Source organism: Pseudovibrio denitrificans JCM 12308 (assembly GCF_001310815.1).
Lineage (GTDB): Bacteria > Pseudomonadota > Alphaproteobacteria > Rhizobiales > Stappiaceae > Pseudovibrio > Pseudovibrio denitrificans.
In genome coordinates this window covers 24,115-50,557 of sequence record NZ_BAZK01000025.1, presented here as the reverse complement: position 1 = coordinate 50,557, position 26,443 = coordinate 24,115, and the positions used below count along the sequence as shown (strand labels likewise).

The window sequence follows — 26,443 nt, the reverse complement described above, 5'->3', positions numbered from 1 at the left end:
ATGTTCCTCACCGCTCCCGAAACGCCTCCGCCTTCACCTTGATCAACGGCTTTGCGATGTAACTCAGCACGCTTTTCTCGCCGGTGAGAATGTCGATGCTCGCTGTCATTCCGGGTGTGATGGGCAAAGGGTTCTCCTCTGATCCCAGATGGTTCTGCCTTGTGCGGACAATCACCTTGAAAAACGCCTGACCGCGTTCATCCTCTGACGTATCCGGGCTGATCCGCTCCAGCACCCCTTCAAGCCCTCCGTAAATGGAATAGTCATAGGCCGTCACCTTCACGCTCACATCTTGTCCCGGGTGCAAAAAGGCCACGTGCTGCGGCTGTATCTGGGCGGCAATCAACAGTGTGTCTTCCAGTGGTACAATCTCTACCAGCGGCTCACCTGCCTGAACCACCGCCCCAATGGTGCTCACGTTGAGCTTGTTGATCACACCGCGAACAGGCGCCACCAACGCACTGCGATGAACGCGGTCCTCCGCTCCCCGCAAACGCTCCTCAATCACTGCCAGCTCTGCTTTCGTTGCTACCAGATCCGATTGCGCCTTAGAGGCAAAAGCTGTCTGCGCAGAGACCACCCGCTGCATCGCTTCCTGCTTCGCCGACCGTGCACTGGCTAAGGAAGCCTCCAACATCTGCTGCTCACCATGCATGGTCGTGTACTGACGCTTGAGCCGTAAAAACTCAATCTCTGGCAGAACGCCTCGCTTATAGAGCTGCTGATTGATCTCCAACTCGCGCGCGATGATAGTGAGGTTAGCGCCCAGCATCTGCGCTTCCGCTTCCAGCTGCTTCAGATCCTGCTCTTTCTGGCTAAACTGGCTGCGCAGCACGGCAACCTCAGCATTGAGCTGATCCTTACGCGCCTTGTAAACCTCCAGCTCCCGCTGCAAGAAGGCAGCAATGTCAGAGGGCGTATTGCTCAGGTTCAGCTGAAGATTTGCCTGCCGCGCCTCCGCCATCAACCGCGCAAGACGCGCCTGCAACGCATACTTCTTCTGCTGTAACTCTCCCAGTTGAGAGGCAAACCCGGTGTTATCCAGCTTCACCAGAACAGCCCCTTGTTCCACGATCTCCCCTTCATAGAACAATACCTCGGAGACGATCCCGCGCTCCGGCGCCTGCACAATCTGCATCTGGCGAGAGGGGATCACACGCCCATCGCCGCGCGTGACTTCCTCCACATGCGCAAAAGCGGACCAGACGAACAGCAGCAATAAGATCCCGGCGCAGGTGAAAATCAGAATGCGCGAATGCTTTGCACTGTGAAACTCTGGCAAGTGCAAAGGCTCTATGGGAAGCGACCACCTCTTCATGCGCGCAGCCTTTCCTCAATGGGTACCTGAGCTGGTCGAGGCACCTCCCGAAGACGCGGTTGCTGCATCATGTCCCGAACCTCATCACTCGGACCGTCTGCAATAACGCGCCCCTGATCCAGAACGATCAGTCGCTTGGTGAGCTTCAGAAGAGAAGGGCGGTGCGTGCTGATGATGAGTGTCAGAGCCCCATTGTTGTAATTTTGCAGCCCCTGCAAAAGCCGTTGCTCCGCGGATAGATCCAGCTGGCTGGAAGGCTCATCCAGAAACAGGATCTTTGGCTTGCGCAGTAAAATCCGCGCCAATGCTATGCACTGCCGCTGACCGCCTGAAAGAGCGCCGCCGTTTTCTCCGACAATCAGATTGAACCCAGCCGGATGCTTGTTCACCAGAGCATCCAGACCCGTGATATGGCAAACCTCCTCGATCTCCTCATTGGTGAGATGAGGCAGACCAAGGCAAAGGTTGTCGCGCAACGTGCCTTGAAACAGTGTGTTTTCCTGAGACTGATAGCCAACAAACCGACGCAGATCCGAAGGATCAAACTGCCGCGTATCAATACCATCGATAAGCACAGCACCCTCTGTCGGATACCGCAGACCGCTCATCAGCCGGCCAACTGTGGACTTGCCAGACCCAACACATCCAATCAGTCCGACTGTATCCCCCGGCGCAATGGCAAAACTGCAATGTGTGATGCTGGTCTTTTCGCTGAGCGGATAAGAGAAGCTCACATTCTGGAACTGAACCTCCCCGCGACATCGCCTGAGGTTTGCCGTTGCTTTCCCCGCTTTGCGTTCTGTCGGCTGGCTCAACAACTCTTCCAACTGATGATAGCTATGCAACACCTGCCGAAAGCGAACCAGCGCGTTGGCGATGGAGGAGATGGGCGCAAGCACCCGGGAAGACAGCATCATCGCAGCGATGAGTCCGCCCATGTTCACCGCGCCAGCTTCAACACGATAAACACCCCAGACAATGATCAGCACCGACACCATGCCCTGTACATGCCCCGTTCCAACCATGGCAAGGTTGGACCAGTACCGGCTCTGTAATAGAACCTCACTGCTGCGCTCCACCGAGTGCTCCCACCGCGCCTGCATATGCGCTTCCGCATTGAGAGCCCTCACGGTTTCATGCCCGCCCAATGTCTCCATCAGGATGTTTTGCCGCTTGTTGCCTTCTAAGCTGGACGCCTGCACCGCGCGCTCCAGCGGCAACTGAGCTCCAAGGTTGATCAGGCAGACCACTGGAATGGCCAGCAACGGGATCCAGGCGATGGGGCCGACAATGAAGAACAGGATGCAAATAAAAAGCCCGACAAAACAAAAGTCGAGCAAGGCAATCAACGCAGTGGAGCTGAAGAATTCGCGAAGTTTCTCATACTCATGAACCGTCCCCGCATACTCTCCCGCACTTTTGGTTTTGACCGCAAAGTCAATATTCTGCATCTGAGAGAAGATCTTGGATGCCAGCCGCTGATCGGCCTTTTTGCCAAGGCTGTTGAGGATGGAAGACCGGGCTACCTTCAGTGCACTGTCTCCGACCAGCGCAATCATCACGCCAATTGTCAGGGCCCATAAAGAAGCGACCGCAAAATTGGGAAGGATGCGGTCGTAAACATTCATGATGAAGAGGGGAGAAGCAAGGGCGAGCAGGTTGATGAGCAACGTCCCAACCGCCACACTGCTATAGTCTGGCCAGAAGCAGGTGAACTCACCCCAGAACCAGTGTTTGTTACTCTCCCGCACCTGCCACTGCTGTCCTTGGCATGGAGCGAGGAAAACAGGATCGCATAGCCAGAATAAGCCCGCTGCAGAACATCAAGGCTAAGAAACTGCGGCCTCTCCAGATCCAGCGGATCCAGCAGCTTTACCTGCCGCGTGGCAGCATCATACCCCACCAGCAAGCGCAAGGCGCGATCATGAAACACCAGCAAGCACGGCACGCTGTTGCTGGAGATATCGCTAAGCGCAATCCGTTGTTTGACGGCTTGCAGTCCGCAGTTCTCGGCGGCTTTCTCAACCTGCGAAAACTGTAGTCGGCCATTAATGAGCGGCAAACCAGCAGTAATGGCGGTCTTGCTGAGAAAGTTTCCATGCGTGCGGGAGATGTAAGCAATGCTTTCAACGAGGGCGTCCAGCACCTCATGCATTGGATGGCTACCTTCCTCGGGATTGAGGGCATGAGGGCTGGACAAGCGAAAATCACTCACGGCGCGTTCCCTTGTTTTATGACGGCAATCTACAATTCAGTGATCTTTGTATTTAGAGGGGCCACGCTTTATTTGGTCTTCTTGCGAGAAGCAGAAAGATAAGCAGATACAACGCATTACTGGGTCCGTCTTATCTCTCAGTTCTCGCTAAGAAGTCTCGGTGTTCTTGTGGGAACTAAGAAAACACCCTGAGTAAAATGTGGCAATCTTGGGAACTTATACCGTCAAATTACGGGGCAAAAATTGCAGGAATGTTCTCGGTAAAAGACTCACTGTAAAATCTACGCCTTTAAAATCAGCGCCTGCTGAATCTCCAGTTTTTCCAGCTTTCTCGACAATTCCCCCTGCATAGATATCGCCGAAAGTGTGAGACAGGGCGTGTGTACGAAGGGGGATAATGGGATAATTTCCGTAAGGGAAGGAATCTCCCTGCTTTCTGAGGGGGCAATGCTGGCAAAGAGAACCAAAGTCTCTCAGAAGCTCTCAATCACAACAGCTTAGGCAGTTTCTCAGCTAAGAAATCAAAGAGCAGCTTGATACGTGGAATTTGCTTGAGGGTATGAGGGGAGGCCAGCCAAACAGGCAAAGCAGGTAAAGGATCTTCCAGTTCAAGGCGAACAAGGCTGTCATCTTCAACGCCAATCCCGATCTGCCCGAGCCCGACACCGCACCCAGCCCGCACCAGCTCCCAATAGGTCACCCTGTCATCACACCGCACGCTGAAGAAGTCCCGGTCTACCTCCAGCCCCGCCTCCTGCATGCCGCGCAGGATCAGGTCCGACCGGTCATAACCAATCCAGTCCAGCGCAAACAGGTCCTCTCTGGTCATGGGCATGCCAACGCGCTCAAGGAACGCCTTGCTGGCGAACAGCCCCAGCGGCGTCTCGCCAATCTTCTTGGCCACGATGTCCAACTGGGTTGGCGTAAACATGCGCACGGCAATGTCCGCTTCCTGAAACAGCAGGTTCTGCGCATCATCAGACGGTACCAGATCAATCTGGATCTCTGGATAAGCCTGCCGAAACTCTGCGATCAGCTTGGGCATCACGTAGTTGGAAATCACCTGACTGGCGGTTACACGCACAGAGCCCGCAAATCCGCTCTGCTTCCGCTCCTCCGCATGCAGCAGAAACTGCGCCGCCGCCGCATGCATCGCTTTGGCATGGGGCAGCAAGGCCTCACCATCTTCCGTCAACCCAAGCCCGCGTTGATGGCGATAGAACAGGGAGACGCCCAGCTCAGCCTCAATCGCTTTCACCTGACGCCCAATGGTCGGCTGGCTCTGGTTCAGCTGTTTGGCCGCTGCTGAAAGGCTACCGGTCTCCGCCACAGCCACGAAAATGCCGATCAGATCCCAGGAAAGATGATGCAAGCTACTATTCATAATTGAATATCATATCTGCATTTCAATCGAATTTACATAGCAAAGAAAGCGCTTACTATCATAATCAAAGAAGACAACGCAGGAGCCAGATATGAGACCTGTCGCTTTGATTTTAGGGGCAACCGGCAGATTTTCCAGAAACATGATTGAGCAACTGGAGGCCGCTGGTTGGGAAGCCCGCAAGTTTGATCGTAAGACGCAAAACATGGTGGAAGCAGCCAAAGGCGTGGACGTCATCGTCAACGGCGCAAACCCACAATATCCGCAGTGGAAGCGGGATGTGTTGCCCTTCACCCGTCAGGTGATAGAAGCCGCAAAGCAGTCTGGCGCAACCGTGATCATCCCGGGCAACAACTACTGCTTCGGCCCTACCATAAAACCTCCCATCGGCCCGCAAACACCTCAAATGGCCACCAATGAGCTCGGCCTCATAAGAATAGAGCTGGAGCGCCTCTACAAAACATCAGGCGTGAAAACCATTCTGTTGCGTGCCGGAGACTTCATCGATACGTCTGCAAGCGGCAACTGGTTCGATCTCATCATGGCGACCAAGCTGGAGAAGGGAAAACTTATCTATCCCGGCAAAACAGATGCACCGCACGCATGGGCTTATCTGCCAGATATAGCACGAGCTGCGGCCCTGCTTCTGGAAATGCGCGATCAGCTGAACACCTATGAAGACATCTCCTTTCCCGGCTACACCTGGACAGGCGATGAGATGAGCAAAGCTCTCTCTGCGGTCACAGGCCAGACGATCGCCATCAAGAGTTTCAACTGGTGGATGATCCGCCTGAGCCAACCATTCTGGTCAATGGCAAAGCACTTGCTGGAAATGCGCTACCTGTGGGATGTGCCGCACTGGATGGATACAAAACGCTTCGACAAGCTGCTCCCTGACTTTCAGGCAACACCGGAAAAGGAAGCCTTAAAACACGCCATCAGTCATCTGCCAGCCTTCCCGTTGAACAAGCCAATCCCATTCAACAAGCACAGAAGAGCTGCATGAGAATTGCACCCAAGTGGCCTCCAAGAGTTTACAGAGGCAAAGCCGACAGGATATAACTGGACATTCCATCCTGATATATTTGCGGCGTTTGCCTCTTGGAATTTTGGAGTGCTCTTTGACCTTTAAACTTGGAATTCTGGAAGTTGGCCGACCACCTGAAAATCTGAGCAAGACCTTTGGTGATTACCCGTCAATGTTCGAAACGCTCTTAAAAGAGCAGGGGGCCGACTGGCACTATATGTCCTATCCTGTGGTGGATGGTCAGTTGCCTCAAACCGTCCATGATTGCGACGGCTGGCTGATCACAGGCTCCAAACACGGCGTCTATGATGACCTTGAATGGATCGACAGGCTCAAAACTTTCCTTAAAAACGCCTATGACGAGCACGTGCCAATCGTCGGCATTTGCTTCGGACACCAGATCCTCGCAGAAGCGCTGGGCGGGAAGGCTGAAAAGTCCGACAAAGGCTGGGGCTGCGGTGTCTTCACCTACTACGTTTTGGAGAATCCAAGTTGGGTACCGGAAGGCCTGACCAGCTTCTCCATCGAGGCCTACCATCAGGATCAGGTGACCAGATTGCCGGAAGATGGCGAGGTCATAGCCTCCTCTGACTTCTGTGAGTTTGCTGCCATTGATTACAAGGGCAGAGCGTTCACACTGCAAGGGCACCCGGAGTTCAACAAGGATTATTCAGTCGCTCTCTTCAAAGAACGTCGCGGTGACACACTGCCGGAAGACATTGCCGATCATGCCATTGCGTCTTCCGATGCACCCATGCAGATCAGCGAAGTCGCGCACATGATCGTAAACTTTATTCAGCAGGCTGCCGTGCGAGAAAAACAAGAAGGGCACTAACCAAAACCTGCGCTGTCTTGGGGGCTTGGGGGAGAACCTTAAGTCCCATCAGGGATGTACATGGCTATTTCGCAAGGCTTTCTTCACGCCAACGACAAGGCAGGCGAATACCCTGCTTCCTACTACACCGCGACTGCAAACAAGCAGTTCTCCTTTCCGGTGCTGGAAGGGGAGCACTCCTGCGACGTCTGCGTGATTGGTGCAGGCTACGCTGGTCTTTCCTCTGCATTGCATCTGGCTGAGCGTGGCTACAAGGTCCACCTGCTCGATGCACACCGTGTCGGCTGGGGCGCTTCTGGCCGCAATGGCGGTCAGCTGGGAACCGGGCAGCGCAAGGATCAGGATGAACTGGAAAGCCTTGTCGGGCTGGAGCGCGCACGGGAACTCTGGATCCTTGCTGAAACCGCCAAATCTCTGGTCAAAGATCTCATTGCCAAACACCAGATCAGCTGTGATCTGAAACCCGGTATTCTCCATGCCGACCACAAACAAAGCTACGTCAGTCACAGCAAAGCCTATGCCGAAAAGCTTGCAGGCACTTACAATTACGACCAGATCCGCTTTGTAGATAAAGCGGAAATACAAGAGTTGCTCGATACAACGGCGTATCACGGTGGCACGCTGGATATGGGCGCCGCACACCTCCATCCCCTCAACTTCGCATTGGGGCTGGCAGAAGCCTGTCAAAACGCAGGTGTCCAGATCTTTGAGAACTCAGAGGTGCAAGACATCCAGAAAGGGGAACCTGCCAGACTGAAGCTTGCCAACGGTCAGGTCACCGCCCGTTATGTGGTCTTCGCGTGCAATGGTTACATCGACAGTCTGGAAACGCGTGTCGCCTCACGGGTCATGCCCATCAACAACTACATCATTGCCACTGAGCCGCTGGGCGAAGACCTCGCTAGAACTCTGATCGCCAATGATGCAGCCGTGGCGGATTCCCGGTTTGTGATCAACTACTACCGCCTGTCCGCAGACAATCGCCTGCTGTTTGGGGGAGGGGAAAGTTACAGCTTCCAGTTCCCGCAGGACATCAAGGCCTTCGTGCGCAAACCTATGTTGCAGATCTACCCGCAGCTCAAGGATGTGCCGATTGAGTACGGCTGGGGCGGCACGCTGGGCATCACGCTCAACCGGATGCCGTACTTTGCAAAGCTCGCTCCCAACATGCTCAACGCCAGCGGCTTCTCAGGCCACGGTGTCGCCATGGCAACACTGGCAGGGCAGCTCATGGCAGAGGCCATCGACGGACAAGCCCGCCGGTTTGATGTGATGGAAAAAGTCCCAACCCACGTCTTCCCCGGTGGCCGCCACTTCCGCTGGCCACTCATGGTCCTCGGCATGCTCTACTACAGCCTACGCGACAGGCTGTAACCTAACTGAGCTAAACTGGCTTAAATATCTGTTTGAGTTCAGAACTTCTGATCAGTTCTTGACTGTCTTCTGAAAGGTGTTGGTACCTGTGCCCATCTTTTGATTCAATGATTGTGCGGCCGTGATATCCGGAGACTTCAGGTTGCTCGAACCCGGCTTTTTTCAGTTCATTCGCTAAAGACTGGGCGAAGGGCTGTGCAACAACCTTTTCTTGGCCGAAGAACCACGTCTTCGTTACTTCACGCTCAGATGCACGCTGAAGATCTGTGGCATCAAATGAGGCTGGTTGTCGTGCATCTGCGCTGTAGCAGGCGACAACACGAACATCCGTGAAAGATTTACTCAGCCCCCCCTGAGAAAGGCGTTGGGCGAGTTCTTTAGAAGAGATAGCATTCCTTGGTTGAGAGCCCTGCCTGTCATCAACGATTTTATCGGACCCATGCGAGCTATGACCGACAATGTAAATCTTGCTCTCATCTTTTTTCAATGTGCTGAAAATCTGTGAGTGCTCATTGCTGATAACTTCAGTTCGTTTCAGCGTATCTGCGCGCCATGCGATGTCTTCTGATGCTCTCAGGGCTTCCTCAAAGTGCTGAGTTCCAACAGCCTGAATATACTCTTGTTCTGTAGCATTGTTTTTCGCAATGAGTGAGTTGCCCATCACGAGGGGGCGCCCTGCATCTTTGAAGAGTTTCTCGGCCATTTGATGCTTGAGCATATCGAGTTGCTGTTTGTCGGCATCACTTTGCACAATGATGTTACGAATGTCCTTGTTTGCTGAGCGTCGTGCATGATTGGTGTTTAGCACGAGTGTAAGCATGTCCTCCGACACAAACGGAGCATAGAAGTATCCCGTCTTGCCTTCGTGCGCGGCTTTAGTGCTCTCGTTGGGGACTTCCGCTTTTGTCGTCGCAGAACTGATGTTCGCGTCCTGTTGGATCTGTCCGCTGGAAATAGCGGGCGGTGAAGAGCTGGTATTTGAAATGGGCATGGGGCACCAAAGTTATCTGTTTGATGCCAACCATAAAGGCCTACCTATACGTGTGTTGTGACATTTAAAACATCCAGCTTGAATGATGGGACCAGTGCAGGCCGAGCTTTAAGAAGAGTCAAGCAACAAGCACCTAACTCTTCTCCAACTCCTGCTCCATTTCCGGCTTGTCCAGATAAAGCCGCTGGCGCTGATAAAGTTTGCCGTCCACCTCAACCAGCAGGCCTTGCCTGCGCAGCGAAGCCACATACTTTGCCATGCCGCGTCGGCCTTTCTTTTCAAAGAACGGCAGAATGCGGGGCATCAGATTGGGCAGCAGCATGGCCAACCGGGTCAACCAGGAATCGCTGGCTTTGGGATAGCGCTCCAGGCATGGCTTTTCCAGATGCTTCACAAACTGATCAGCCACCACGCTGGGTGACTGAGGCTCATCGATAAAGTTGAGCACACTGCCACCTTCCAACGCTTCTTGCCGCAGCATGTAAGTGTCTGTCGCTGTGGGCAGAACGCAGCTCACCTTGATGCCGTGCAGGTCCTCATCCAGCGCAAAGGAGAGCATGGCACCACGCAAACCGAACTTGGTCGCCGCATAAATCGGTGTTTCCCGAAGCGGCTGAATACCGCCAAGCGAAGTGGTTGTGATGATACGCGGATCATCACCCTTCAGCAGATAAGGCACCGCCAATCGGCTCAATACCAAAGGGGCGACCATGTTGATAGCAATCTCTTCTTCAATGCTTTCTGGTGCGCGCTCATGAAAGCGGTCAACCTTGGTGATTGCCATGTTGTTGATGAGAACATCCAGCACGCCAAAGTTCTCTTCCACCTCGCGTAAGAGACACTCCATCTCATCACGCTGTGTCAGATCCCCCTCAAACACATGAACCCGCAGGTTATCCAGCCGGGCCTGAAGCTCTCGGGCAGCCCGACCATTTTTGTCTGCCAGCACCAGGTTCATGCCCCGCTCATGCAAACGCGTGGCGATGTGTCCGGCGATGTCACCGCCACCACCGGTGATCACCGCCGTTCGCCCCTGAAAACGATAGGTGCTCATGCAGCAACCTCCGCCTTCTTAGCAGTTTGAGCTTGCTTGGATTTGGGGGTAGCGCGCTTGAACCGAATATCCTCCGGGAACGTCCATCCCATCCGCTGATAAAGCTTCTTTACATACTTGGTGTGCGCCACTGCATCGCAGTAGCCAGCGTGCCGGTCCGTTTTCAGGAAATGAATGCCACCGGAAAGATCAGGCGTTTCACTTCTAATGATCGCCTCCAGCTGGCTGGCACGGGAAGGATTATCCCGCTGATCCTTCAGATAGTTGGCGACCAGCCCGGCCATGTAGTCAAAGCGCTTGTAAGCGCCGGAGTTAGTTTCAATGTAACTGATACCAAACAGGTTTTTGTGCTCGCGCGAAGCCGCCTGAATGAACATCTTGGGCCGCCCGCCTTCATAGCTGAAGTAGTCACCCGCAAAATCCAACTGCTGGTTATAGCCAGTCGCGCAAAGGATCAGGTCAATCTCTTCGCGGCTGCCATCCTTAAACACCACGTATTTGCCGTCCAGCCGATCCACATCCGGCTTCACCGTTACATCCCCGTGCTGCAGCGAATGCACCAGTTGGGTGTTGAGCAGCGGATGGGTCTCAAACAACTTATGATCTGGCTTGGGTATTCCAAACCGCTGCAGGCTGCCGTTGAACATGCGCAGCAGCAAGGTGAAGAAAGGACGGATCAGCCAAACCGGCAGATCAGGCCCGCCATCCGCAAACACATCGGCAGGCATGCCAAACACGTGCTTGGGAATGATGTGATAGCCACGCCGCATGGAAATGAAGGCCTTTTCGCCCATCACGCCCGCATCACAGGCAATATCGCAGCCAGAATTGCCAGCTCCGACCACCAACACCCGTTTACCGTCAAACTCACGAATGTTCTTGTAGGTCTGGCTGTGGCGGATCTCGCCATCAAATGAGCTTCAACGCGGGCATATTGGCCTGCCACTGTGATCCCGTGGCACAAACAACAGCCTTGTACTCGCGGCATTCGCCGTTGGAGAGCTGTACCTGCCAACGATCATCCTTGGTTTTGGTCAGTTTTTCAATCTTGGTTGAGAAAGTGATTTTCTCCCGCAGGCCATAAGCCTCTGCAAAGTCATGCAGGTACTTCAGGATCTCTGTGTGCTTGGGGTAATCTGCAAAGTGATCCGGCATCGGAAAGTCAGCAAAGCCAGACAAGCTGCGAGAGCTGATGAAATGCGCGCTCTCATAAATCGCAGTGCCTTCGTGCTTAATGTCCCAGAGACCGCCCACATCCGGGTTTGGATCAAACTGATCCCACTCAATGCCGTTGTGCTGTAATGCGCGGGCCATCACAAGCCCCGCCGGGCCTGCACCAGCAATGCAAACCGCGTCACCTCTATCAATAATCTCCACCGTTCCCTCCCCGAACTGTGAAAGGTTTACCTTAGGGGAAGATTAAGGTGGATTAGAAGGACATATACGGACGTAGGGCGGACAATTTCGGCCATATCTTGCGGTCACTCCCGTGTTTCCGCTAGCATGAGCGTGGCGGGAGGGGACATGCAGACGGAAAATCATCAGTTGGCCTTGTCAGATGTGGCACAGCGCTCAAAGGTGCCACCACACTTGCTGCGCTACCTGCTGCAAGAGCTGGAGCAGCGCAGTATTGCGGCTGAAAAAGTCCTGCCGCACACGGTGCTGGACCAGTACGCCGACCCGACAGCTTCCTCTCACATGATGCCCGCCTGACCTACCAGCAAAGCCGCTTGATCATCCTGAAAGCACTGGCTTTGACGGGAGATGAAAGCCTCGGTCTGGCCGTTGGACACCGTCAATCCATTACCTCACTTGGCCTCGTTAGCTTGGCGTTATGGCAAGCGCAACGGGCAGAGAGGCACTGGAACTGGGCATCCGGTATCACCGTCTCACCGGTAGTATGCTGGAGATTGATCTGGAGCCATCCTCCGGCAACGCCCTCACTATGATCGCTCGCAGCCGCTTTCATGAACCTGTGCTCCTCACGTTCTTCGTTCAGGAGCTGTTCGCAGCCATGGTGGGCGTTGTCCGTTTCACCACAGGAAGCAAGCAAGCGATCAATCGTATCGAGATGATGCAGACACCACCTGAAAAGAAGAGCCTGTTTCAGGACGCTCTCGGCTCATCCGTCATATTCGAAGCTTCACGAAATGCTATCGAGTTTGATGCAGACCACCTGCAACGACCATTGGCAACTGCGGACCGATTTGTTCTGCATGAGGTGGAAACACTGCTGGCTGGCATGATGCAGGAAGAAAGCACGCGTCTCGACTTCCTCAAGTCTGTCGAAGAAGAAGCCCGCCGCCGATTGAAAAACAACCCATCCATCGAGGAAATTGCTGGTGTTTTCTCCATGAGCGAGCGCAGCTTCCGCCGCAAACTTTCAGCCTCTCAGGTCTCCTTCCGGGACATCCTCTCTCAGATCCGTCAGTCTCAGGCCATGGAGTTGCTGTTGTGGTCTCGCCTGTCCTCAGAGCAGATCGCAGCGGAGTTGGGTTACTCTGATCCAAGGGTGTTTCGCAGGGCTTTCAAGCAGTGGACAGGGGAGACACCCAGTCAGTTTAGAAAGTCCGCAACTCAACTGTGACGGGTACATACCGCACCAAAAGTTCCATTGGGTCTCTCAACGTTATTTAATATTCTCCGAAAATTCCCTATAAAGGCGCAGGGGCACATGTTGCAATGCGCAATTCTGAGGGGTGATGCGCGCCTTTCAGTGAGGTAGCGCAAAGGCATACCTCTGAAAGCACAGGCAAAAATCGAAACCCAATAATAATAACGCGTACTCAGGAAATGTGCTGACAGACTGGCAGCGAGTGCGCGGGATAACAAAGGATACAAGCAGTACAAAAGCTCTGAGCAAGGGCAAGCTGCTTTGGATGAACGAAACGGGCACCTAAAATCATGTCTCATACATCTGCAATTCGGCGGAAAACCATTAAAGACATCATGAAGGCAAAAGGCCATCACAAGCTGGTCTGCCTCACTGCCTATACTGCGCCAATCGCGCAGATGCTGGATGAACACTGCGATCTGCTGCTGGTGGGAGACAGCGTTGGCATGGTGCTCCACGGCTTGCCAGACACAACAGCCGTCACGCTGGATATGATGATCATGCACGGCAAGGCCGTTATGCGTGGCTCTCAGAATGCGCTCGTTGTCGTCGATATGCCATTCGGTTCTTTTGAAGAAAGCCCGCAGGCTGCTTACCGCAACGCACTGCGCGTGATGCAGGAAACTGGCTGTCAGGCCGTTAAGCTGGAGTACAACTCCGCAGCTCCTGAAACCATCCGCTTCCTCGTGGATCGCGGTATCCCAGTTGTCGCTCATATCGCTTGCGCCCGCAGTATCTGCATGTGGAAGGCGGCTACAAGGTTGCTGGCAAAAACGAAGAAAGCCGCCAGGAGCAGCTGGAATGCGCAAAGCAGGTTGTTGAAGCTGGCGCATTCTGTGTTGTCGTGGAAGGCACCAAAGACGAAGTTGCCCGCGAGATCTCTGACAATGTGCCAATCCCAACCATCGGCATTGGCGCCTCTGTAGACTGTGACGGCCAGATCCTCGTGACGGATGACATGCTCGGCATGTTCGACAAGACACCAAAATTTGTCCGCAAATACGCAGAGCTGAAATCCAGATCGAGCTGGGTGTGAAGGCATTCGCGAATGATGTGCGCCGCGAGCAGTTCCCAGCTGCTGACGAAACCTACTAAGACCGCTCAGGACCGCTGGGAAGAGCTTGTCTCTCAGCGGTTTTACCCCCAAAAATCCATAAATGTTTTGGGGCTGCACCCACATGATAGTGTGCAGCTGCAGGCATAAATTGGCTTGGGGGATCGAATGGTACTTATTCTGGTTCTGGGAGTTCTGTTAGCTCTGGCAGCCCTTGCTGCCTACACCTTCTGGGGTGTTCTCAAGATTCAAACCCCTACCAACGGTCCCTCAATCAAATCTGAAGATCGTCGTGGCACGGCGCTGCTGATCATTGATGTACAGGCCGATTTCACCAAGGAAACCGGCTCCCGCAAATGGGATCCCGAGTACCTGCAATCCCGCCTCGATCAGATCAATGCACTGGCAGAGTTGGCCAAGCAAAAAAGCTGGCCAATCATCGCGATCCGGCATGTCTATCAGGTTGGTACACCAACTTTCTGGTCCGCTTGCTGGGAGGAGGGCTGGGAGCGCAAGGCTCTGCTGGCCTCCAGATGGATCCCCGCATCACAGCAAAGCCGGATCTGGATATTGAGAAGTCCAAAAGTGATGCCTTTGGCGAGCAGGAACTCTCAGCATTTCTGAAAACCCATCAGCTTGATCATCTGATCCTTACCGGTTTGGATGGCAATGCCTGCGTGAAGAACACAAGCATTGGCGCACTCAACAGAGGCTATCGTGTAGAACTCTGCGATCCGGCAATCCTCGCCTACAATCAGAAAGCCTGGGAGCTGCAGAAAGAAGCACTGCAGGAAATGGGTGCCGCTGTCTCCCACGACATCGTTGAGAATGCTGCAGATGCTGGAGCTGAGAAAGACCCAGCCTAGTCGATCAGATTACCGTTCTTGTCAAAGAACGGATGTCGCCCACCAAAGTCACCGATAAAGCTCAGGTGATTGATCAGCTCGCCTCCGGTCCAGCGGAAGATCCGCACCGCTGGTGGATCCATCACAAAGCTTGGTTCTCCATCTGGCTCCAGGTCAAGCGTCACCTGATGCCCTGAGGCAGGGCAAATGCTCACCGGAATACCGTTTTTGAAAACCTCAATCGCCCGGTGCACATGCCCACAAGCAATCTGCAGGATCTGTGATTGCCCGGTGACAACAGGCCAGAAGTCTTCCTCAGCACGCATCAGCATGATGTCATCCATGTGCTCAATGCCGGTCTTGAAGGGGGATGATGCATGAATACGAGCGTCGGCTGATCTTTATGCGCTGTCAGTTCGGCACGCAGCCATGTCTGTTTATCAGCATCAAAATGCCCGTCATGTTTGCCCGGAATGGTCGTGTCCAATCCGATGATCCGCAGACCATCCTTCTCAATAGAGAACTGCAGGGCGCCTTCATTGGTCAGGTAGTCATGATCCGCAAAAGCCTCGCGCATCGCATCCCGATGATCATGGTTGCCAGGGATCACATAAAACGGCATCGTTAGCTGATCAATCTCCTGACGAAACAGCTCATACTCATCTGCATTGCCCAGATCCACGAGATCACCGCTAATCACTACAAAGTCCAGCCGGGGCCGGAACGCGTTCAGATGCGCCACGGCCTTTCGCAGATGGGACAGCGTATCAACGCAGTTGTAGGCGAACTTTCCGCCAGCTTTGATGTGAATGTCGGTGAGCTGCGCGAAAATCATAGATGCTACTCCAAAGAGATAATCGGAATGATCGGTAAAACCAAAACAACGGCAACGCCGCCTTCAAGAAATTGGGCTGCTGACTAATCTTTATTGCCTCAAACAACAAGTGAACTTTTCATGACAGCTGAGAGGTTGCAAGGCGTCAATAAGAACAATCAGGAGGAGAGGTCGATCTGTTCCTCTGTCAAAACAAGGCGTTGCACGTATATGAGCATCTGCTTGGTTTGCTCATTTTCGCCAGTTTTGAGCAATAAAATCGCCTAACTGCGGGTTTTGACGCATTGAAAGGATTTTTAAAACATATCACAGTACACCCCTGAAATATGAGAGGCGAATTTTCGGGAGATATTCGGCTCCAGACAGTTTCGAGCCGTAGCGGAGGAGGAACCGCGAGCGGTTCATTGGGAGAAGGGCGTGCTATGGGGATAGCACGCCCTTATTTTTTAAAAAAGCGCGTCTCGCAAAGCCTAAATGATCAGGCTTCTCAAGGCATAAGAGACCACCGTCACGGAAGCGACGCCTGCAATCCAAAGGGCTGCAAACCATAGCAAACGCTTCCAGAGGGGGAGTTCGACTTCACCAGTCTTGTCAGAGGTCATCAGTGGTAACCCTCCGTTGATTTAATCTTGCCGCGGAACACGTAGTACGCATAGGCCGTGTAAGCGAGGATCATCGGAATTAGGATGACCGCCCCCACAAGCAGGAACTTCAGACTGCTGTCAGGTGCAGCTGCTTCCCAAAGCGTGTAAACGTGTGGCACCACATACGGAAGATGTTGATCCCCAGTCCCACATAAGTGAGCAGGAACAGCACCAGTGAGGCGAGGAACGGCGTGTAATCCGCATCGCTCATCAGCGCACGCCACAAAATCAGCGTGGTGATCGCGACGAGAAGTGGCACAGGGAACGTATAAAGCAGATACGGGAAGCTGAACCACTTCTCCATAATGCTCTCATTGATGAAGGGCATCCAGATGCTCACCAGCAAAAGGAAAGCGATCAGCAACAGTGCTGCGTACTTTGACACGCGGCGGAAATGCGCTTGCGGTACACCTTCCAGCTTCATCACCAGCCAGGTCGATCCCAAAAGGGCGTAACCGGAAACAACCGCAAAACCAGTCATGACGGAAAATGGCGTCAGCCAATCCCACCAGCCACCGGCGTACGTGCGATCCACCACTTCAATGCCTTGAACCAGAGTACCCAGCACCAGACCCTGACAGAACGCAGCCACGATGGAACCTGCAAAGAAGGACAGATCCCAGAACGGCCTGCGTTCAACAGAGGATTTGAAGCGGAACTCAAAGGCCACACCACGGAAGATCAAGCCGATCAACATGCCGATAATGGGTGCATACACCGCAGGCATGATGACGGAGTAGGCCAGCGGAAACACCGCAAACAAGCCACCACCACCAAGGATGAGCCACGTCTCGTTACCATCCAGACCGGGGCAACACTGTTCATCATCAATGTGCGTTCATCTGCATCTTTGGTGGTCGGGTACAAAATCCCGATACCAAGATCGAAGCCATCCAGCACAACATAAGCGAAGATCGCAACGGCTATGAGAAAACCCCAGATAAGCGGATAATCAAGCATCATGAGAACGATCTCCCTCATTCGGTTGAAGGGCTTGGGCAGGTGTAATGCCCGCAGTTCTGACCGGAACGCCTTCTTCGACGCCCAGGCTTGCATCTGGTGACTTCGCCATGGCCCGGAAGATGTAGAAGATGCCTACACCAAAGACGATGAAGTACACCGCGACAAACACCACAAGCGAGGCCCAAACTGCAGGCGCTTCAACAGGCGAGACCGAGTCCGCCGTTCGGAGCAGTCCGTAGACCGTATAAGGCTGACGTCCAACCTCCGTTGTTGTCCAGCCTGCGATCACCGCGATGAAGCCCGCAGGACCCATCACCATAGACGCACGCTGTAACCACTCACTCTCATAAAGCCGACCACGCACGCGGGACCACAGACCCCACAGACCGACCAGCAGCATCAGGACACCAATGCCAACCATGATGCGGAAGGATACAAACACGATTGCTGCAGGCGGCCAGTCTTCCCGAGGAAACTCATTCAGACCCGGCACAACGCCATCAAGGCTGTGGGTCAGAATGATGCTGGAAAGATAGGGGATTTCCACCTTGAACTTGGTCTCGCCAGCTTCCTCATCCGGCCAGCCAAACAGGATCAGCGGGGCAGGGCCTTGCGAGTCAAAGTGGCCTTCCATGGCAGCAACCTTGGCAGGCTGATGCTCCAGAGTGTTCAGGCCATGATAATCACCGGCAATCATCTGGATTGGGGTGACCACCACGATCATCCACATGGCCATGGAGAACATCACCTGGGCGGATTCATTGAAGCGATTGCGTAGCAGGTGATAAGCGCCCACCGCACCAACCACAAAGGCAGTGGTCAGATAAGCAGCCAGCACCATGTGCACGAGCCGGTATGGGAAGGAGGGGTTGAAGATAATCTCCCACCAATCCGCAGGTACAAACTGGCCAACGTCATTCATGGCGTAGCCAGCAGGCGTCTGCATCCAGCTGTTCACGGAAAGGATCCAGAAAGCGGAAAGGGCAGTACCGATGGCAACAACCACGGTGGCGAAGAAGTGGAGCTTTTTGCCAACCCGGTTCATACCAAACAGCATGATGCCGAGGAAACCGGCTTCCAGGAAGAACGCTGTGAGCACCTCATAACCCATGAGCGGCCCGATGACCGCGCCGGTCTTGTCTGCAAAAGCAGACCAGTTGGTGCCGAATTGATACGCCATGACGATGCCGGAAACGACACCCATAGCGAAAGAAAGGGCGAAGATTACGATCCAGAACTTGAAGACCCGTAAGTATACATCACGTCCTGTCCATAGCCATAAGCCTTCAAGCACAGCAAGAAAACTTGCCAGACCTATAGTAAAGGCAGGGAAAATGATATGGAACGCGATTGTAAAAGCAAATTGGAATCGAGCTAGATCAACTGCTAAACTGTCCATGTGACCACCTGTCGATGGGATGTGCTGATTTCAAATCATGGAATTCCGTAGCGGAACACTGTTAATAATTATGTTTTTTCCGCGATCCATGACCAGTGCACCCCAAAAGATAGGGCACTTGTCTTTGCTGTAGTAACTGTTTCCTTGAAAAAGTGAGTTGCATTCCGACCTATGCGCTATGCAAAGTGTCGCATAATTTTTGCTTATGCCCGATCCAACGCGGCACTATCCAGTTTGTATTCATTCTAATTCTAATATTTGGTTTTGCCTTGGTATGAGGGCTGCACAAACCAATAAAGCAGCAGCAACTCTCCGAGAATCGGTATGAAAGCGATCAGCAACCAGAACCCGGACTTGTTGCTGTCATGCAGCCGCCTCACAGCCACCGCTAGTGAGGGCAGGAAGAATGCGATCGTCAGAATAGAGCTGAGGGGAGCACCATCCTGAACGCTGCCAGCAGGCAACCCCAGCGTGGGTGCGATTACATAGTTGTCGATCAAGTGAGCTGTAATCATCACAATGAGAACAAACAGAACCCACCACCAATATTCTGAGCGAGGCGCCCGCCCAGTGAACTGCACATATTTCTTGAAACAGGTTCTGATGGCGCGTTCAAAAGTCATCCTGTCCTCACACCGTTATTTATCTGTCTGCGTGACTGAGCATCTGGGTGCCTAAAAGCAAGTTCAGCAGCAATCACTGAGTTGCTGCAAGGCTATTGATATTTGACCTGCACGGTTTGTCGGGATGGTAAGACGTGCAAATAAAACAAAAATGCCCAACCAATAATTGGCAGGAACCAGAGAAACAGCCAGAAGCCTGAATAGTTCACGTCATGAAGGCGGCGAACGCCCACCGCCAGACCGGGAAGTAGAAGAGCTGCTGAAACAATCATGCCAATCGGGCCGGATGAATGTTTATTGTCTGGTGGGATCTGCTCAAAAACAGACTCTAGGATTAAGGCATCAAAGCCGGCGGCAAGAAGGCTCATCACAACACTGAAGAGAACCCACCACCAGAACTCTGCACGTGTAGCCCGGCCATAGAAGTGAGCGTATTTTTTGAAACAGGTTTTGATGGCGTCTTGAAAGCTAACCACAACACCCTCCTTTTTGCAGGAAAGGCTAGAGTGGGCTTTCTCACCAGAAAGTTGAGGCATAGGCCAAATGCAAAACAAGAGAGCAAAGAACGTGTCCTTACTCTCCTGTTTGTGATTGTTTGCTTAAGCAGAACTTATTGCTTTAGTTGATACTGAACCGTTGGTGCAAAGCTGCATCCCCCGCAGGAGCTGCCACAGCTGCTGGAGGAAGCACTGGAAGAACAACCCACTTCCTCAATCCGTCCAAGGGCCTTCAGTTGAGAGACCATAGCCATGGCAAAGTCACTTGGGATGTTCATATCCTGAGCAATCTCGCCAACAGTGGCACCGCCTCGTTTTGCCAATACACCTTCGATCCGCTGCAACATCTTATTCTGCTGCCTCCAGTGCTGCGCGCTGTGCAACAGTGTTGTCCGCTTTCTGGCGCATGAACACCAATACTCCAACAATGGATGCGAGCAGGACAACGATCCAGATTGCAGAGGATGTCGGATGGCGAGCAAAAGTGCCGATCTGATAAGCCAGAGAAGCGCCGGAGTAAGCGAGCAGGGTGGTCCAACCGGCTGCAAACAGTGCCCAGTTGCGTCCAACCTCACGCCAGATGGTTGCCAAAGCCGCAGTACAAGGAATGTAAAGCAGAACTGCAATCATGTAGGCAAACGCGCCAACCTTGCCATCAAAGTGCGCAGCAAGCGCGGTGAACAAGCCAACTTCAACTTCTTGCTCTTCAGCCGCAATGGAGTAGCTGGAGGTATCACCGATATCGATCCCAAGCGGATCAAGCATCTGAGAAGTCAGATCCACAATGCTGGTGGTGAAGGTGTTGATCGCGTCCTGGGCAGTCTCCAATGGAGCAGGAGCACCGCCTTCCTCATCTGTGGTGACATAAAGCGTCTGCAAGGTGCCAACCACGGCTTCCTTTGCAAAGATGCCAGTCACGAGACCAACAGTTGCTGGCCAGTCATCTTCGCTCAGTCCCATTGGAGAGAAGATCGGGGTGACCTGTTTGGAAACAACGGCGAGCACAGAGTTGCCATTGGCCTCGTTGCCAACGTTTCCTTTGAAGTCCACGGAGTTCAGGATCGTCAGCACAGCCACAACAGTCACAATGATCTTACCAGCACCAAACAGGAAGATCTTCAGACGTGTCCAGACCAGCTTCATCACCTGCGCAAACTGCGGCATCTGATAGGTTGGCAGCTCAATAGCAAGGCTGGTGGACTGGCCTTTATAGAAGGAGTTGGACAGCGCCCACCCTGTAAAGATCGCAACGCCCACACCCAGCAGATACAGCGCGAATACGATGTTCTGACCATTGACCGGGAAGAACGCGGCTGCAAACAGAGCATAAACCGGCAAGCGAGCGCCACAGGACATGAACGGCGCCATCATGGATGTCACCACACGCTCACGTTCTGTTTCCAGCGTACGGGTCGCCACAACCGCTGGCACAGTGCAACCAAAGCCCAGAATAAGCGGCAGGAACGCGCGGCCTGGCAAACCAATCCGGCGCATCAGCCCATCGGCAACCACTGCCGCACGAGCCATGTAGCCGCTTTGCTCAAGGAAAATCTGGCAGAGGAATAGTATACCGACGATAGGGGCGAACGTACCGACGGTTTGTAAACCTCCGCCAATCGCTGTGATCAGCATTTCCAGCGCACCACCTTCAAGCCCAACTGCGTAAAGCAGACTCAGTGGTGTCTGGATAAACAAGGCATCTCCCAGTCCATCAAACAGATCGATGAAGTAGGAGGAAACATTAATCGCGATGAAGAACATCGCATACATCGCACCAAGGAACACAAATGGGCCAGCCCATTTGGAAAGCACGAAACGGTCAATCTTGTCTGAGAAGCCGCGCACATCCTGAGGCTCAGGCAGCTCCATCAACTGTGAAAGCGAGTAGGCGCGGTTGAAGTAGCTCGTCGCCATCACCAGTTCGGTTGGATCTTGCAGACGAAGCTCACATTTCCTGGAAACATCCTGTGCCTTTTCCAGAACTGCTTCTGGAACCATCTGACGGGCCAGCTTGTCACCTTCCATCAGGCGATGAGCCAAAGGCATGGACTGAGAGGACAGCTCAGGAGCCAGCTTCGCTATTTCCTCGGCCAGTTCTTTGACAGGTTTGATCAGATCAAATGGATCCGTCAGCAGGCGGGAAGGAGCCTCAGGAGAACGAACCGCCGTAGACAGCTCATCACGCAGACCTGCCAGAGAATGCTCGTCATGAACTGAAGTTGCGATAACAGGCATGGCAAGCGCAGCAGAAAGACGATCCGCAGCGGCCTGCAAAACGCCGGCGGGCCACAAATCTGCTTTCGTCAGCACTGCAACAATTGGCACATCAAACGCCAATGCCTGAAGCAAAATGGCAAGAGAGCGTTCCAGTGCAATTGGATCAAGCACAACAGCCAGAGCGGCCGGGCGATCAGACAAAAGCGCCTGACGGGTAATACGCTCGTCAATGCGGTCATCTTCAGGGGAGGAAAGCGTAGCCACACCTGGCAAATCCAGCAGAGCCAGATCTATACTCTGCGTTTCACAAATGCCGGTTTTACGGTCTACTGTGACGCCCGGCCAGTTGCCGATGACCTGACTGCGGCCTGTCAGCTTGTTGAACAGACTGGATTTACCGGAGTTTGCAGTGCCGAGCAGATGGACTTGGGGTTTGTCATCGCAGCGACAAGAGGCGGTGTCGTGACAGCTCATTGGCTGACCTCTTCCACCAAAATGGTGTCAGCCAGATCAACACCAACAGCAACGCGCTGCGAGCCAATGGAAAGGATACGTGCCCGCGAGCCACTTCCTTCAAAAATAGTAAGCGAACGATCACTGGTCAGACCAAGCGAGCGCAGCTTCAAAGCATCTGCCCGATCTCTTCCAAGGCGAACGACTTTCAGTTCAACACCAGCACGCGCTTCGGTCAGCGGCTTAGCCTGCACGGGTGGAACGAACGTTTCGCGGTAGGGTGCGAAGACTTCTTTGTGGGGTGCTTGCTCGAATGTTTCTCTGGCTAGCAAAGACATCTACGTCTCCAAAAATCTTAGTTCTTGAAGACATGGAACTGCAATTGCGAATGACTTGCATTGACAGCAATCAAATTCGCGAGCGTTGTCGTGAACCAAAAAGCTCAGCTATCACTTTGTAATTCCTGTAAAAAATGGAATATCAGAGAGCCGGTTCCAGTCCGGTCACGCTACACGCTTGTTCTAAAACAGCTTCTTTGGATTTGCTGCTGTCCAGCTTTGCCCAATGAATCTCGCCTAAGTCGTAGGTCTGCTGCAAACGCACCACCTCTGCATCTGCATCCGATGCGTCGCCGTGTCGCGCATCAACGCGGTTGATAAGCGTCTCAACGTCAGCTTCAAGCCAAATCCCTATGAACTCAGCGTTGGTTTTCTTGGCAAGTTGCTCAACTGAGTCTCTCTCAGCGGGCTTGCCATAAACGCCATCAATGATCACCGAATGCCCGGCGGCCAAAACCATCTCGGCCCGCCGCAGCAGTTCAGTATAAACCTTCGCGGAGAATTCTGGAGTGTAGGTGTCCTTGCTGGCCTTATCCGCTTCACCAATCTCCAGCATCTCTTTGCGGATAACATCTGTCCGCAAATGCACCGCACCGGGCATCCGCCCAAGCTTCGGCGCCAGTCCTTGCGCAAGTGTCGTCTTACCTGTTCCAGACAATCCACCAACCACACAGAGAACCGGAGGTGTCGGCGCCAGAGCTCTTTGGCAGATCCTGAAGTACTCCTGCGCCTGCCCCTCAGTCTTCCGGCGTGTTGCTCCTTCCTGATGCAACGAAGCAGCCGCCCCAATCTTGGCGCGGATAGCGGCACGCATCATGAGATAGAACCGCAATACGCGTATGTCTTCCAGATGTCTGAGTTCATGCGTTTGCTGCAGATAAGCATTGAGCACCACATTCGCCGCTTCAGGCTCTTTCCGCTCACAAAGATCCAGCAGCAGAAACGCCAGATCGTACAGCACATCTCCGGTCGCGATCGCATCATCAAACTCAACAGCATCAAACAGCAGCGGCTTGCCATCATGCATCACAATGTTAGCCAGATGCGCATCTCCATGGTTGAGCCGCACAAGCCCATGTTCGCCGCGCTTCAGTATAATACTCTCAATGAACGTATGTTCTTCTCGTGCCGCTTTATCGAGCGCGATCACCTGATCTGCTGGAAAGAACTGAGGGAACTCCTGAAATGCATCAAGGTTCTGATTGGTATAGGCCAACAGATCTTCGATCCATGGCTGCGCTTCCCGCTGTGTCGTCCGACTGTGGGCATCCACCATCAACTTGGCAAGATCAAGAGCCAACTCACGGCTGATCCCCTTTTCCTCAGCAACTCGGTCTAGCCCAAGGTGCTCGTTGAAGCGGTTCATGTGAACCACCCACTCCACAACGTCCCCTTGGCCGGCAAGTTCCAGAGAACCATCCCGCTCCAATGTAATGGGCAGGGTACTGCGGTAGATCTGTGGTGCATACTGACTGTTGAGCCGGATCTCCGCTTCACACGCGCTTTTGCGTTTCTCAAGGCTGGAGTAATCGAGAAATGGAAACTTCACATCCCGCTTCATCTTGTAGGCGTCATTCCCAACAAGGAAAGCAATGTTTGCATGCGTATCGATGCGTTTGACCTCTTGCCCCCTGTGCGCGTCGGGGGAAGAGAAGAAGCCAATGATATCGCTTTGGGTCAGGGTATCCACGTCAAAACTATCAGCGGTCATGGGTCCATCCATCGAAACTGCGCAAATCTATAGGTGTTGTGCACCTTCAGGCTGCAATTGCCAATCTATCAATCGGGCTTAGGAGGTATTCTAGGGCTATGGATCTTTTGTGAAAGTGAAAAGCAAGGGTAACTCAATAAACTACTCAATCTGTCATGCAGGCTTCATCATTCTCACTGTGATTTGCCCAGTTCATTCCGTCTCGGAATAATAAAGGGAAATACTGCAGATTTTCACGAGCGCATATTCCGCGTATCTTCGCCCCAATCAAATTACGACTGGAGTGAGGGATGAGCCAGACAAAGCGGACCGGTGGTCAGTTAATCGTAGATGCGCTGGAAGATCAGGGCGCAGAGCGTGTCTTCTGTGTGCCGGGTGAGAGTTATCTTGCAGTTCTGGATGCGCTGTACGATGCCTCCATTCCAGTAACCCTGTGCCGTCAGGAAGGCGGCGCGGCCATGATGGCTGAGGCTTGGGGCAAAATGACCGGTAAGCCGGGTATCTGCATGGTAACCCGCGGTCCGGGCGCTACCAATGCTTCTGCAGGTGTTCATGTGGCTCAGCAAGACTCCACGCCGATGATCCTGTTCGTGGGGCAGATCGCACGTGACATGCGTGAGCGTGATGCCTTCCAGGAGGTCAACTACCGTCAGATGTTTGGCAGCATCGCCAAATGGGTTGCCGAGATTGATCAGCCAGACCGCATTCCTGAAATGATCTCTCGTGCCTACCACGTCGCCACGTCTGGCCGTCCGGGCCCCGTGGTTCTGGCTTTGCCGGAAGATATGCTGATTGAACTGGCAGAAGCGCAGAGCGTTCCAGCCATGCGCCCAATCGAAACGCACCCATCTCAACATCAGATGGAAGAGTTCCGCGAGCTGCTGGAAGGTGCTGAACGCCCATTCTTCATTCTAGGTGGCTCCCGCTGGTCAGAAGAAACCTGCGACACCTTCAGAGCCTTTGCTGAGAAGAACAGCCTGCCGGTTGGCGCATCCTTCCGCCGTCAGATGCTGTTTGATAATGGCCATGCATGTTATGCGGGCGATGTCGGCATCGGTATCAACCCAAAACTCAAAGCGCGCATCGAAAACTCTGACCTTGTCGTGTTGCTTGGAGACATCCTCTCCGAAATGCCAAGTCAGTCCTACTCCATGCTGAACATCCCTGTTCCAGCGCAAAAGGTGGTGCACATCCATCCGGGTGCAGAAGAACTTGGTCGCATGTATCTGCCAACGCTGGGCATCAATGCAAGTCCGGCTGGCTTCTGTGAAGTGCTGTCAAAGTTGGATTTGAAACAGCAGTCGGGCTGGAAAGCACAGGTTGAAGAGGCTCATGCAGATTATCTTGCATGGTCAGGTGCGCGGCCAAAAGTGGCTGGTGACTTGCAGATGGCGGAAGTGATGGAGTGGATTGAGAACAACCTCGACGACACCACCATCTTCGCCAACGGTGCTGGCAACTACGCCACATGGGTGCACCGCTTCCACCGCTTCCGTAAATACAACACCCAGCTCGCGCCAACTTGTGGTTCCATGGGCTATGGCCTGCCAGCGGCTGTTGCAGCCAAGCTGAAGTTCCCGGAACGCGATGTTGTTTGTTTTGCCGGTGACGGCTGCCTGCAGATGACCATTCAGGAGCTAGCAACCGCAGCACAGGAAGAGGCCAACATCATGGTTGTGGTTGTCGACAACGGCATCTACGGCACCATTCGCATGCATCAGGAACGAGAGTATCCGGGCCGTATCAGCGCAACCACTCTGCAAAATCCAAATTTCGCTGATGTGGCAAAGGCCTATGGCTACCACTCCAGCACAGTGAAAACAGCAGATGAGTTCGGTCCTGCATTTGAAGCAGCGAAAGCAAGCGGCAAGCCAGCCCTGCTGCACCTGCATCTGGATCCGGAAGCAATCACGCCAATCCGCTCGCTGACAGAAATCCGCGAAGCCTCTATGGCGGCGAGTTAAGCCAGACATTGCGGAGGCGATGGTTTACTGCGTATCTCCGAAAAGTGGAAACCGGTTTTCGGATAAAGATACGCAATTTCAAAAGCTA

The 26,443-nt window shown here is 53.5% G+C and carries 25 protein-coding genes and 3 pseudogenes; 10 read left to right on the top strand and 18 right to left on the bottom strand.

The window, feature by feature from the left end; all coding sequences use genetic code 11:
• Positions 1–7: 7 nt before the first annotated feature.
• The 3 genes from JCM12308_RS23510 to JCM12308_RS23495 all read right to left on the bottom strand — a co-directional run bounded on the left by JCM12308_RS23510 (position 8) and on the right by JCM12308_RS23495 (position 4,917).
• On the bottom strand, positions 8–1,318 hold the full coding sequence (locus JCM12308_RS23510) for an HlyD family type I secretion periplasmic adaptor subunit (protein ID WP_054785261.1): 1,311 nt from the start codon (positions 1,316–1,318) through the stop codon (positions 8–10).
• Positions 1,315–3,069 (bottom strand): type I secretion system permease/ATPase, encoded by a 1,755-nt coding sequence (locus tag JCM12308_RS23505; protein ID WP_208978903.1) that lies wholly within the window; start codon positions 3,067–3,069, stop codon positions 1,315–1,317. Before JCM12308_RS23505 ends, JCM12308_RS23510 begins: the two co-directional genes overlap by 4 nt.
• 951 nt (positions 3,070–4,020) lie before the next feature.
• Complete coding sequence (locus JCM12308_RS23495) at positions 4,021–4,917, bottom strand: LysR family transcriptional regulator (protein ID WP_054785259.1); 897 nt, start codon at positions 4,915–4,917, stop codon at positions 4,021–4,023.
• 91 nt (positions 4,918–5,008) lie between these two features.
• On the opposite strand from JCM12308_RS23495, the gene JCM12308_RS23490 reads away from it, so the two are divergent.
• The 3 genes from JCM12308_RS23490 (at position 5,009) to JCM12308_RS23480 (ending at position 8,153) form a co-directional block, all read left to right on the top strand.
• On the top strand, positions 5,009–5,923 hold the full coding sequence (locus JCM12308_RS23490; protein ID WP_054785258.1) for a Rossmann-fold NAD(P)-binding domain-containing protein: 915 nt from the start codon (positions 5,009–5,011) through the stop codon (positions 5,921–5,923).
• A gap of 115 nt (positions 5,924–6,038) precedes the next feature.
• On the top strand, positions 6,039–6,779 hold the full coding sequence (locus tag JCM12308_RS23485) for a glutamine amidotransferase-related protein (protein WP_054785257.1): 741 nt from the start codon (positions 6,039–6,041) through the stop codon (positions 6,777–6,779).
• Between the two features lie 60 nt (positions 6,780–6,839).
• Positions 6,840–8,153, top strand: a complete 1,314-nt coding sequence (locus tag JCM12308_RS23480; protein WP_054785256.1) for an NAD(P)/FAD-dependent oxidoreductase — start codon at positions 6,840–6,842, stop codon at positions 8,151–8,153.
• A gap of 10 nt (positions 8,154–8,163) precedes the next feature.
• Here the strand turns inward: JCM12308_RS23480 and JCM12308_RS23475 are convergent, their stop codons facing one another.
• The 4 genes from JCM12308_RS23475 to JCM12308_RS32580 all read right to left on the bottom strand — a co-directional run bounded on the left by JCM12308_RS23475 (position 8,164) and on the right by JCM12308_RS32580 (position 11,575).
• Positions 8,164–9,144 carry a hypothetical protein gene (locus JCM12308_RS23475; RefSeq protein WP_054785255.1) on the bottom strand — a complete coding sequence of 327 codons (981 nt, stop codon included), beginning with the start codon at positions 9,142–9,144 and terminating at the stop codon, positions 8,164–8,166.
• Positions 9,145–9,277: 133 nt separating this feature from the next.
• On the bottom strand, positions 9,278–10,198 hold the full coding sequence (locus tag JCM12308_RS23470; RefSeq protein WP_054785254.1) for an SDR family NAD(P)-dependent oxidoreductase: 921 nt from the start codon (positions 10,196–10,198) through the stop codon (positions 9,278–9,280).
• Positions 10,195–11,073, bottom strand: coding sequence for an NAD(P)/FAD-dependent oxidoreductase (locus JCM12308_RS23465; protein ID WP_280138419.1), 879 nt, complete (start codon positions 11,071–11,073; stop codon positions 10,195–10,197). Before JCM12308_RS23465 ends, JCM12308_RS23470 begins: the two co-directional genes overlap by 4 nt.
• Before the next feature lie 34 nt (positions 11,074–11,107).
• Positions 11,108–11,575 carry an NAD(P)-binding protein gene (locus JCM12308_RS32580; protein WP_208978902.1) on the bottom strand — a complete coding sequence of 156 codons (468 nt, stop codon included), beginning with the start codon at positions 11,573–11,575 and terminating at the stop codon, positions 11,108–11,110.
• A 147-nt stretch (positions 11,576–11,722) separates the two neighbouring features.
• On the opposite strand from JCM12308_RS32580, the gene JCM12308_RS30920 reads away from it, so the two are divergent.
• The 6 genes and pseudogenes from JCM12308_RS30920 to JCM12308_RS33130 all read left to right on the top strand — a co-directional run bounded on the left by JCM12308_RS30920 (position 11,723) and on the right by JCM12308_RS33130 (position 14,732).
• The gene (locus JCM12308_RS30920) at positions 11,723–11,911 is read left to right on the top strand and encodes a hypothetical protein (protein ID WP_208978901.1); all 189 of its coding nucleotides are present in this window, start codon (positions 11,723–11,725) and stop codon (positions 11,909–11,911) included.
• 17 nt (positions 11,912–11,928) lie between these two features.
• A pseudogene (locus JCM12308_RS33140) lies at positions 11,929–12,329 on the top strand (AraC family transcriptional regulator ligand-binding domain-containing protein); the annotation flags it as partial.
• 111 nt (positions 12,330–12,440) lie between these two features.
• A complete protein-coding gene (locus JCM12308_RS33135) occupies positions 12,441–12,785 on the top strand; it encodes a helix-turn-helix domain-containing protein (RefSeq protein ID WP_373282412.1) in 345 nt (114 codons plus the stop codon).
• Positions 12,786–13,102: 317 nt separating this feature from the next.
• Positions 13,103–13,907 (top strand): annotated as a pseudogene (gene panB / locus JCM12308_RS23455) (3-methyl-2-oxobutanoate hydroxymethyltransferase).
• Between the two features lie 127 nt (positions 13,908–14,034).
• Positions 14,035–14,490: an isochorismatase family protein gene (locus JCM12308_RS23450; protein ID WP_208978899.1), complete on the top strand. Its 456-nt coding sequence runs from the start codon at positions 14,035–14,037 to the stop codon at positions 14,488–14,490.
• On the top strand, positions 14,400–14,732 hold the full coding sequence (locus tag JCM12308_RS33130; protein ID WP_208978898.1) for an isochorismatase family protein: 333 nt from the start codon (positions 14,400–14,402) through the stop codon (positions 14,730–14,732). The genes JCM12308_RS23450 and JCM12308_RS33130 overlap by 91 nt, the downstream gene beginning before the upstream one ends.
• Here the strand turns inward: JCM12308_RS33130 and JCM12308_RS30905 are convergent.
• The 11 genes and pseudogenes from JCM12308_RS30905 to JCM12308_RS23405 all read right to left on the bottom strand — a co-directional run bounded on the left by JCM12308_RS30905 (position 14,729) and on the right by JCM12308_RS23405 (position 24,391).
• Positions 14,729–15,055 (bottom strand): metallophosphoesterase family protein, encoded by a 327-nt coding sequence (locus tag JCM12308_RS30905; RefSeq protein ID WP_208978897.1) that lies wholly within the window; start codon positions 15,053–15,055, stop codon positions 14,729–14,731. The genes JCM12308_RS33130 and JCM12308_RS30905 overlap by 4 nt on opposite strands.
• Complete coding sequence (locus JCM12308_RS30900) at positions 15,037–15,546, bottom strand: metallophosphoesterase (RefSeq protein WP_208978896.1); 510 nt, start codon at positions 15,544–15,546, stop codon at positions 15,037–15,039. Before JCM12308_RS30900 ends, JCM12308_RS30905 begins: the two co-directional genes overlap by 19 nt.
• A 470-nt stretch (positions 15,547–16,016) precedes the next feature.
• The gene (locus tag JCM12308_RS27980) at positions 16,017–16,148 is read right to left on the bottom strand and encodes a DUF2474 family protein (protein WP_014284191.1); all 132 of its coding nucleotides are present in this window, start codon (positions 16,146–16,148) and stop codon (positions 16,017–16,019) included.
• A pseudogene (gene cydB, locus JCM12308_RS23440) lies at positions 16,148–17,171 on the bottom strand (cytochrome d ubiquinol oxidase subunit II). Before cydB ends, JCM12308_RS27980 begins: the two are co-directional and overlap by 1 nt.
• Complete coding sequence (locus JCM12308_RS23435) at positions 17,143–18,552, bottom strand: cytochrome ubiquinol oxidase subunit I (protein ID WP_083417031.1); 1,410 nt, start codon at positions 18,550–18,552, stop codon at positions 17,143–17,145. The pseudogene cydB and the gene JCM12308_RS23435 overlap by 29 nt, the downstream one beginning before the upstream one ends.
• A gap of 251 nt (positions 18,553–18,803) precedes the next feature.
• The gene (locus JCM12308_RS23430; RefSeq protein ID WP_054785253.1) at positions 18,804–19,175 is read right to left on the bottom strand and encodes a DUF805 domain-containing protein; all 372 of its coding nucleotides are present in this window, start codon (positions 19,173–19,175) and stop codon (positions 18,804–18,806) included.
• A 92-nt stretch (positions 19,176–19,267) separates the two neighbouring features.
• Positions 19,268–19,651, bottom strand: coding sequence for a DUF805 domain-containing protein (locus tag JCM12308_RS23425; protein WP_208609032.1), 384 nt, complete (start codon positions 19,649–19,651; stop codon positions 19,268–19,270).
• A 134-nt stretch (positions 19,652–19,785) separates the two neighbouring features.
• Positions 19,786–20,019, bottom strand: a complete 234-nt coding sequence (locus JCM12308_RS23420) for a FeoC-like transcriptional regulator (protein WP_054785251.1) — start codon at positions 20,017–20,019, stop codon at positions 19,786–19,788.
• A gap of 1 nt (position 20,020) precedes the next feature.
• Positions 20,021–22,363, bottom strand: coding sequence for a ferrous iron transport protein B (gene feoB / locus JCM12308_RS23415; protein ID WP_054785250.1), 2,343 nt, complete (start codon positions 22,361–22,363; stop codon positions 20,021–20,023).
• A complete protein-coding gene (locus JCM12308_RS23410) occupies positions 22,360–22,680 on the bottom strand; it encodes a FeoA family protein (RefSeq protein ID WP_083417033.1) in 321 nt (106 codons plus the stop codon). Before JCM12308_RS23410 ends, feoB begins: the two co-directional genes overlap by 4 nt.
• 142 nt (positions 22,681–22,822) lie before the next feature.
• A complete protein-coding gene (locus JCM12308_RS23405; RefSeq protein WP_208609033.1) occupies positions 22,823–24,391 on the bottom strand; it encodes a bifunctional aminoglycoside phosphotransferase/ATP-binding protein in 1,569 nt (522 codons plus the stop codon).
• Between the two features lie 290 nt (positions 24,392–24,681).
• Here JCM12308_RS23405 and JCM12308_RS23400 point away from each other — a divergent pair, with 290 nt between their 5' ends.
• Positions 24,682–26,355, top strand: a complete 1,674-nt coding sequence (locus tag JCM12308_RS23400) for a thiamine pyrophosphate-binding protein (RefSeq protein WP_054785248.1) — start codon at positions 24,682–24,684, stop codon at positions 26,353–26,355.
• Positions 26,356–26,443: the final 88 nt, after the last annotated feature.

What these genes read in the sequence shown, in the direction of transcription:
- JCM12308_RS23510 (WP_054785261.1), bottom strand. Translation starts at nt 1,318, where the DNA reads ATGAAGAGGTGGTCGCTTCCCATAGAGCCTTTGCACTTGCCAGAGTTT.
- JCM12308_RS23495 (WP_054785259.1), bottom strand. Translation starts at nt 4,917, where the DNA reads ATGAATAGTAGCTTGCATCATCTTTCCTGGGATCTGATCGGCATTTTC.
- JCM12308_RS23490 (WP_054785258.1), top strand. Translation starts at nt 5,009, where the DNA reads ATGAGACCTGTCGCTTTGATTTTAGGGGCAACCGGCAGATTTTCCAGA.
- JCM12308_RS23480 (WP_054785256.1), top strand. Translation starts at nt 6,840, where the DNA reads ATGGCTATTTCGCAAGGCTTTCTTCACGCCAACGACAAGGCAGGCGAA.
- JCM12308_RS23475 (WP_054785255.1), bottom strand. Translation starts at nt 9,144, where the DNA reads ATGCCCATTTCAAATACCAGCTCTTCACCGCCCGCTATTTCCAGCGGA.
- JCM12308_RS23470 (WP_054785254.1), bottom strand. Translation starts at nt 10,198, where the DNA reads ATGAGCACCTATCGTTTTCAGGGGCGAACGGCGGTGATCACCGGTGGT.
- JCM12308_RS30920 (WP_208978901.1), top strand. Translation starts at nt 11,723, where the DNA reads ATGCAGACGGAAAATCATCAGTTGGCCTTGTCAGATGTGGCACAGCGC.
- JCM12308_RS33135 (WP_373282412.1), top strand. Translation starts at nt 12,441, where the DNA reads ATGATGCAGGAAGAAAGCACGCGTCTCGACTTCCTCAAGTCTGTCGAA.
- JCM12308_RS23450 (WP_208978899.1), top strand. Translation starts at nt 14,035, where the DNA reads ATGGTACTTATTCTGGTTCTGGGAGTTCTGTTAGCTCTGGCAGCCCTT.
- JCM12308_RS33130 (WP_208978898.1), top strand. Translation starts at nt 14,400, where the DNA reads ATGGATCCCCGCATCACAGCAAAGCCGGATCTGGATATTGAGAAGTCC.
- JCM12308_RS30905 (WP_208978897.1), bottom strand. Translation starts at nt 15,055, where the DNA reads ATGGATGACATCATGCTGATGCGTGCTGAGGAAGACTTCTGGCCTGTT.
- JCM12308_RS30900 (WP_208978896.1), bottom strand. Translation starts at nt 15,546, where the DNA reads ATGATTTTCGCGCAGCTCACCGACATTCACATCAAAGCTGGCGGAAAG.
- JCM12308_RS27980 (WP_014284191.1), bottom strand. Translation starts at nt 16,148, where the DNA reads ATGACCTCTGACAAGACTGGTGAAGTCGAACTCCCCCTCTGGAAGCGT.
- JCM12308_RS23435 (WP_083417031.1), bottom strand. Translation starts at nt 18,552, where the DNA reads ATGGACAGTTTAGCAGTTGATCTAGCTCGATTCCAATTTGCTTTTACA.
- JCM12308_RS23430 (WP_054785253.1), bottom strand. Translation starts at nt 19,175, where the DNA reads ATGACTTTTGAACGCGCCATCAGAACCTGTTTCAAGAAATATGTGCAG.
- JCM12308_RS23420 (WP_054785251.1), bottom strand. Translation starts at nt 20,019, where the DNA reads ATGTTGCAGCGGATCGAAGGTGTATTGGCAAAACGAGGCGGTGCCACT.
- feoB (WP_054785250.1), bottom strand. Translation starts at nt 22,363, where the DNA reads ATGAGCTGTCACGACACCGCCTCTTGTCGCTGCGATGACAAACCCCAA.
- JCM12308_RS23410 (WP_083417033.1), bottom strand. Translation starts at nt 22,680, where the DNA reads ATGTCTTTGCTAGCCAGAGAAACATTCGAGCAAGCACCCCACAAAGAA.
- JCM12308_RS23405 (WP_208609033.1), bottom strand. Translation starts at nt 24,391, where the DNA reads ATGACCGCTGATAGTTTTGACGTGGATACCCTGACCCAAAGCGATATC.
- JCM12308_RS23400 (WP_054785248.1), top strand. Translation starts at nt 24,682, where the DNA reads ATGAGCCAGACAAAGCGGACCGGTGGTCAGTTAATCGTAGATGCGCTG.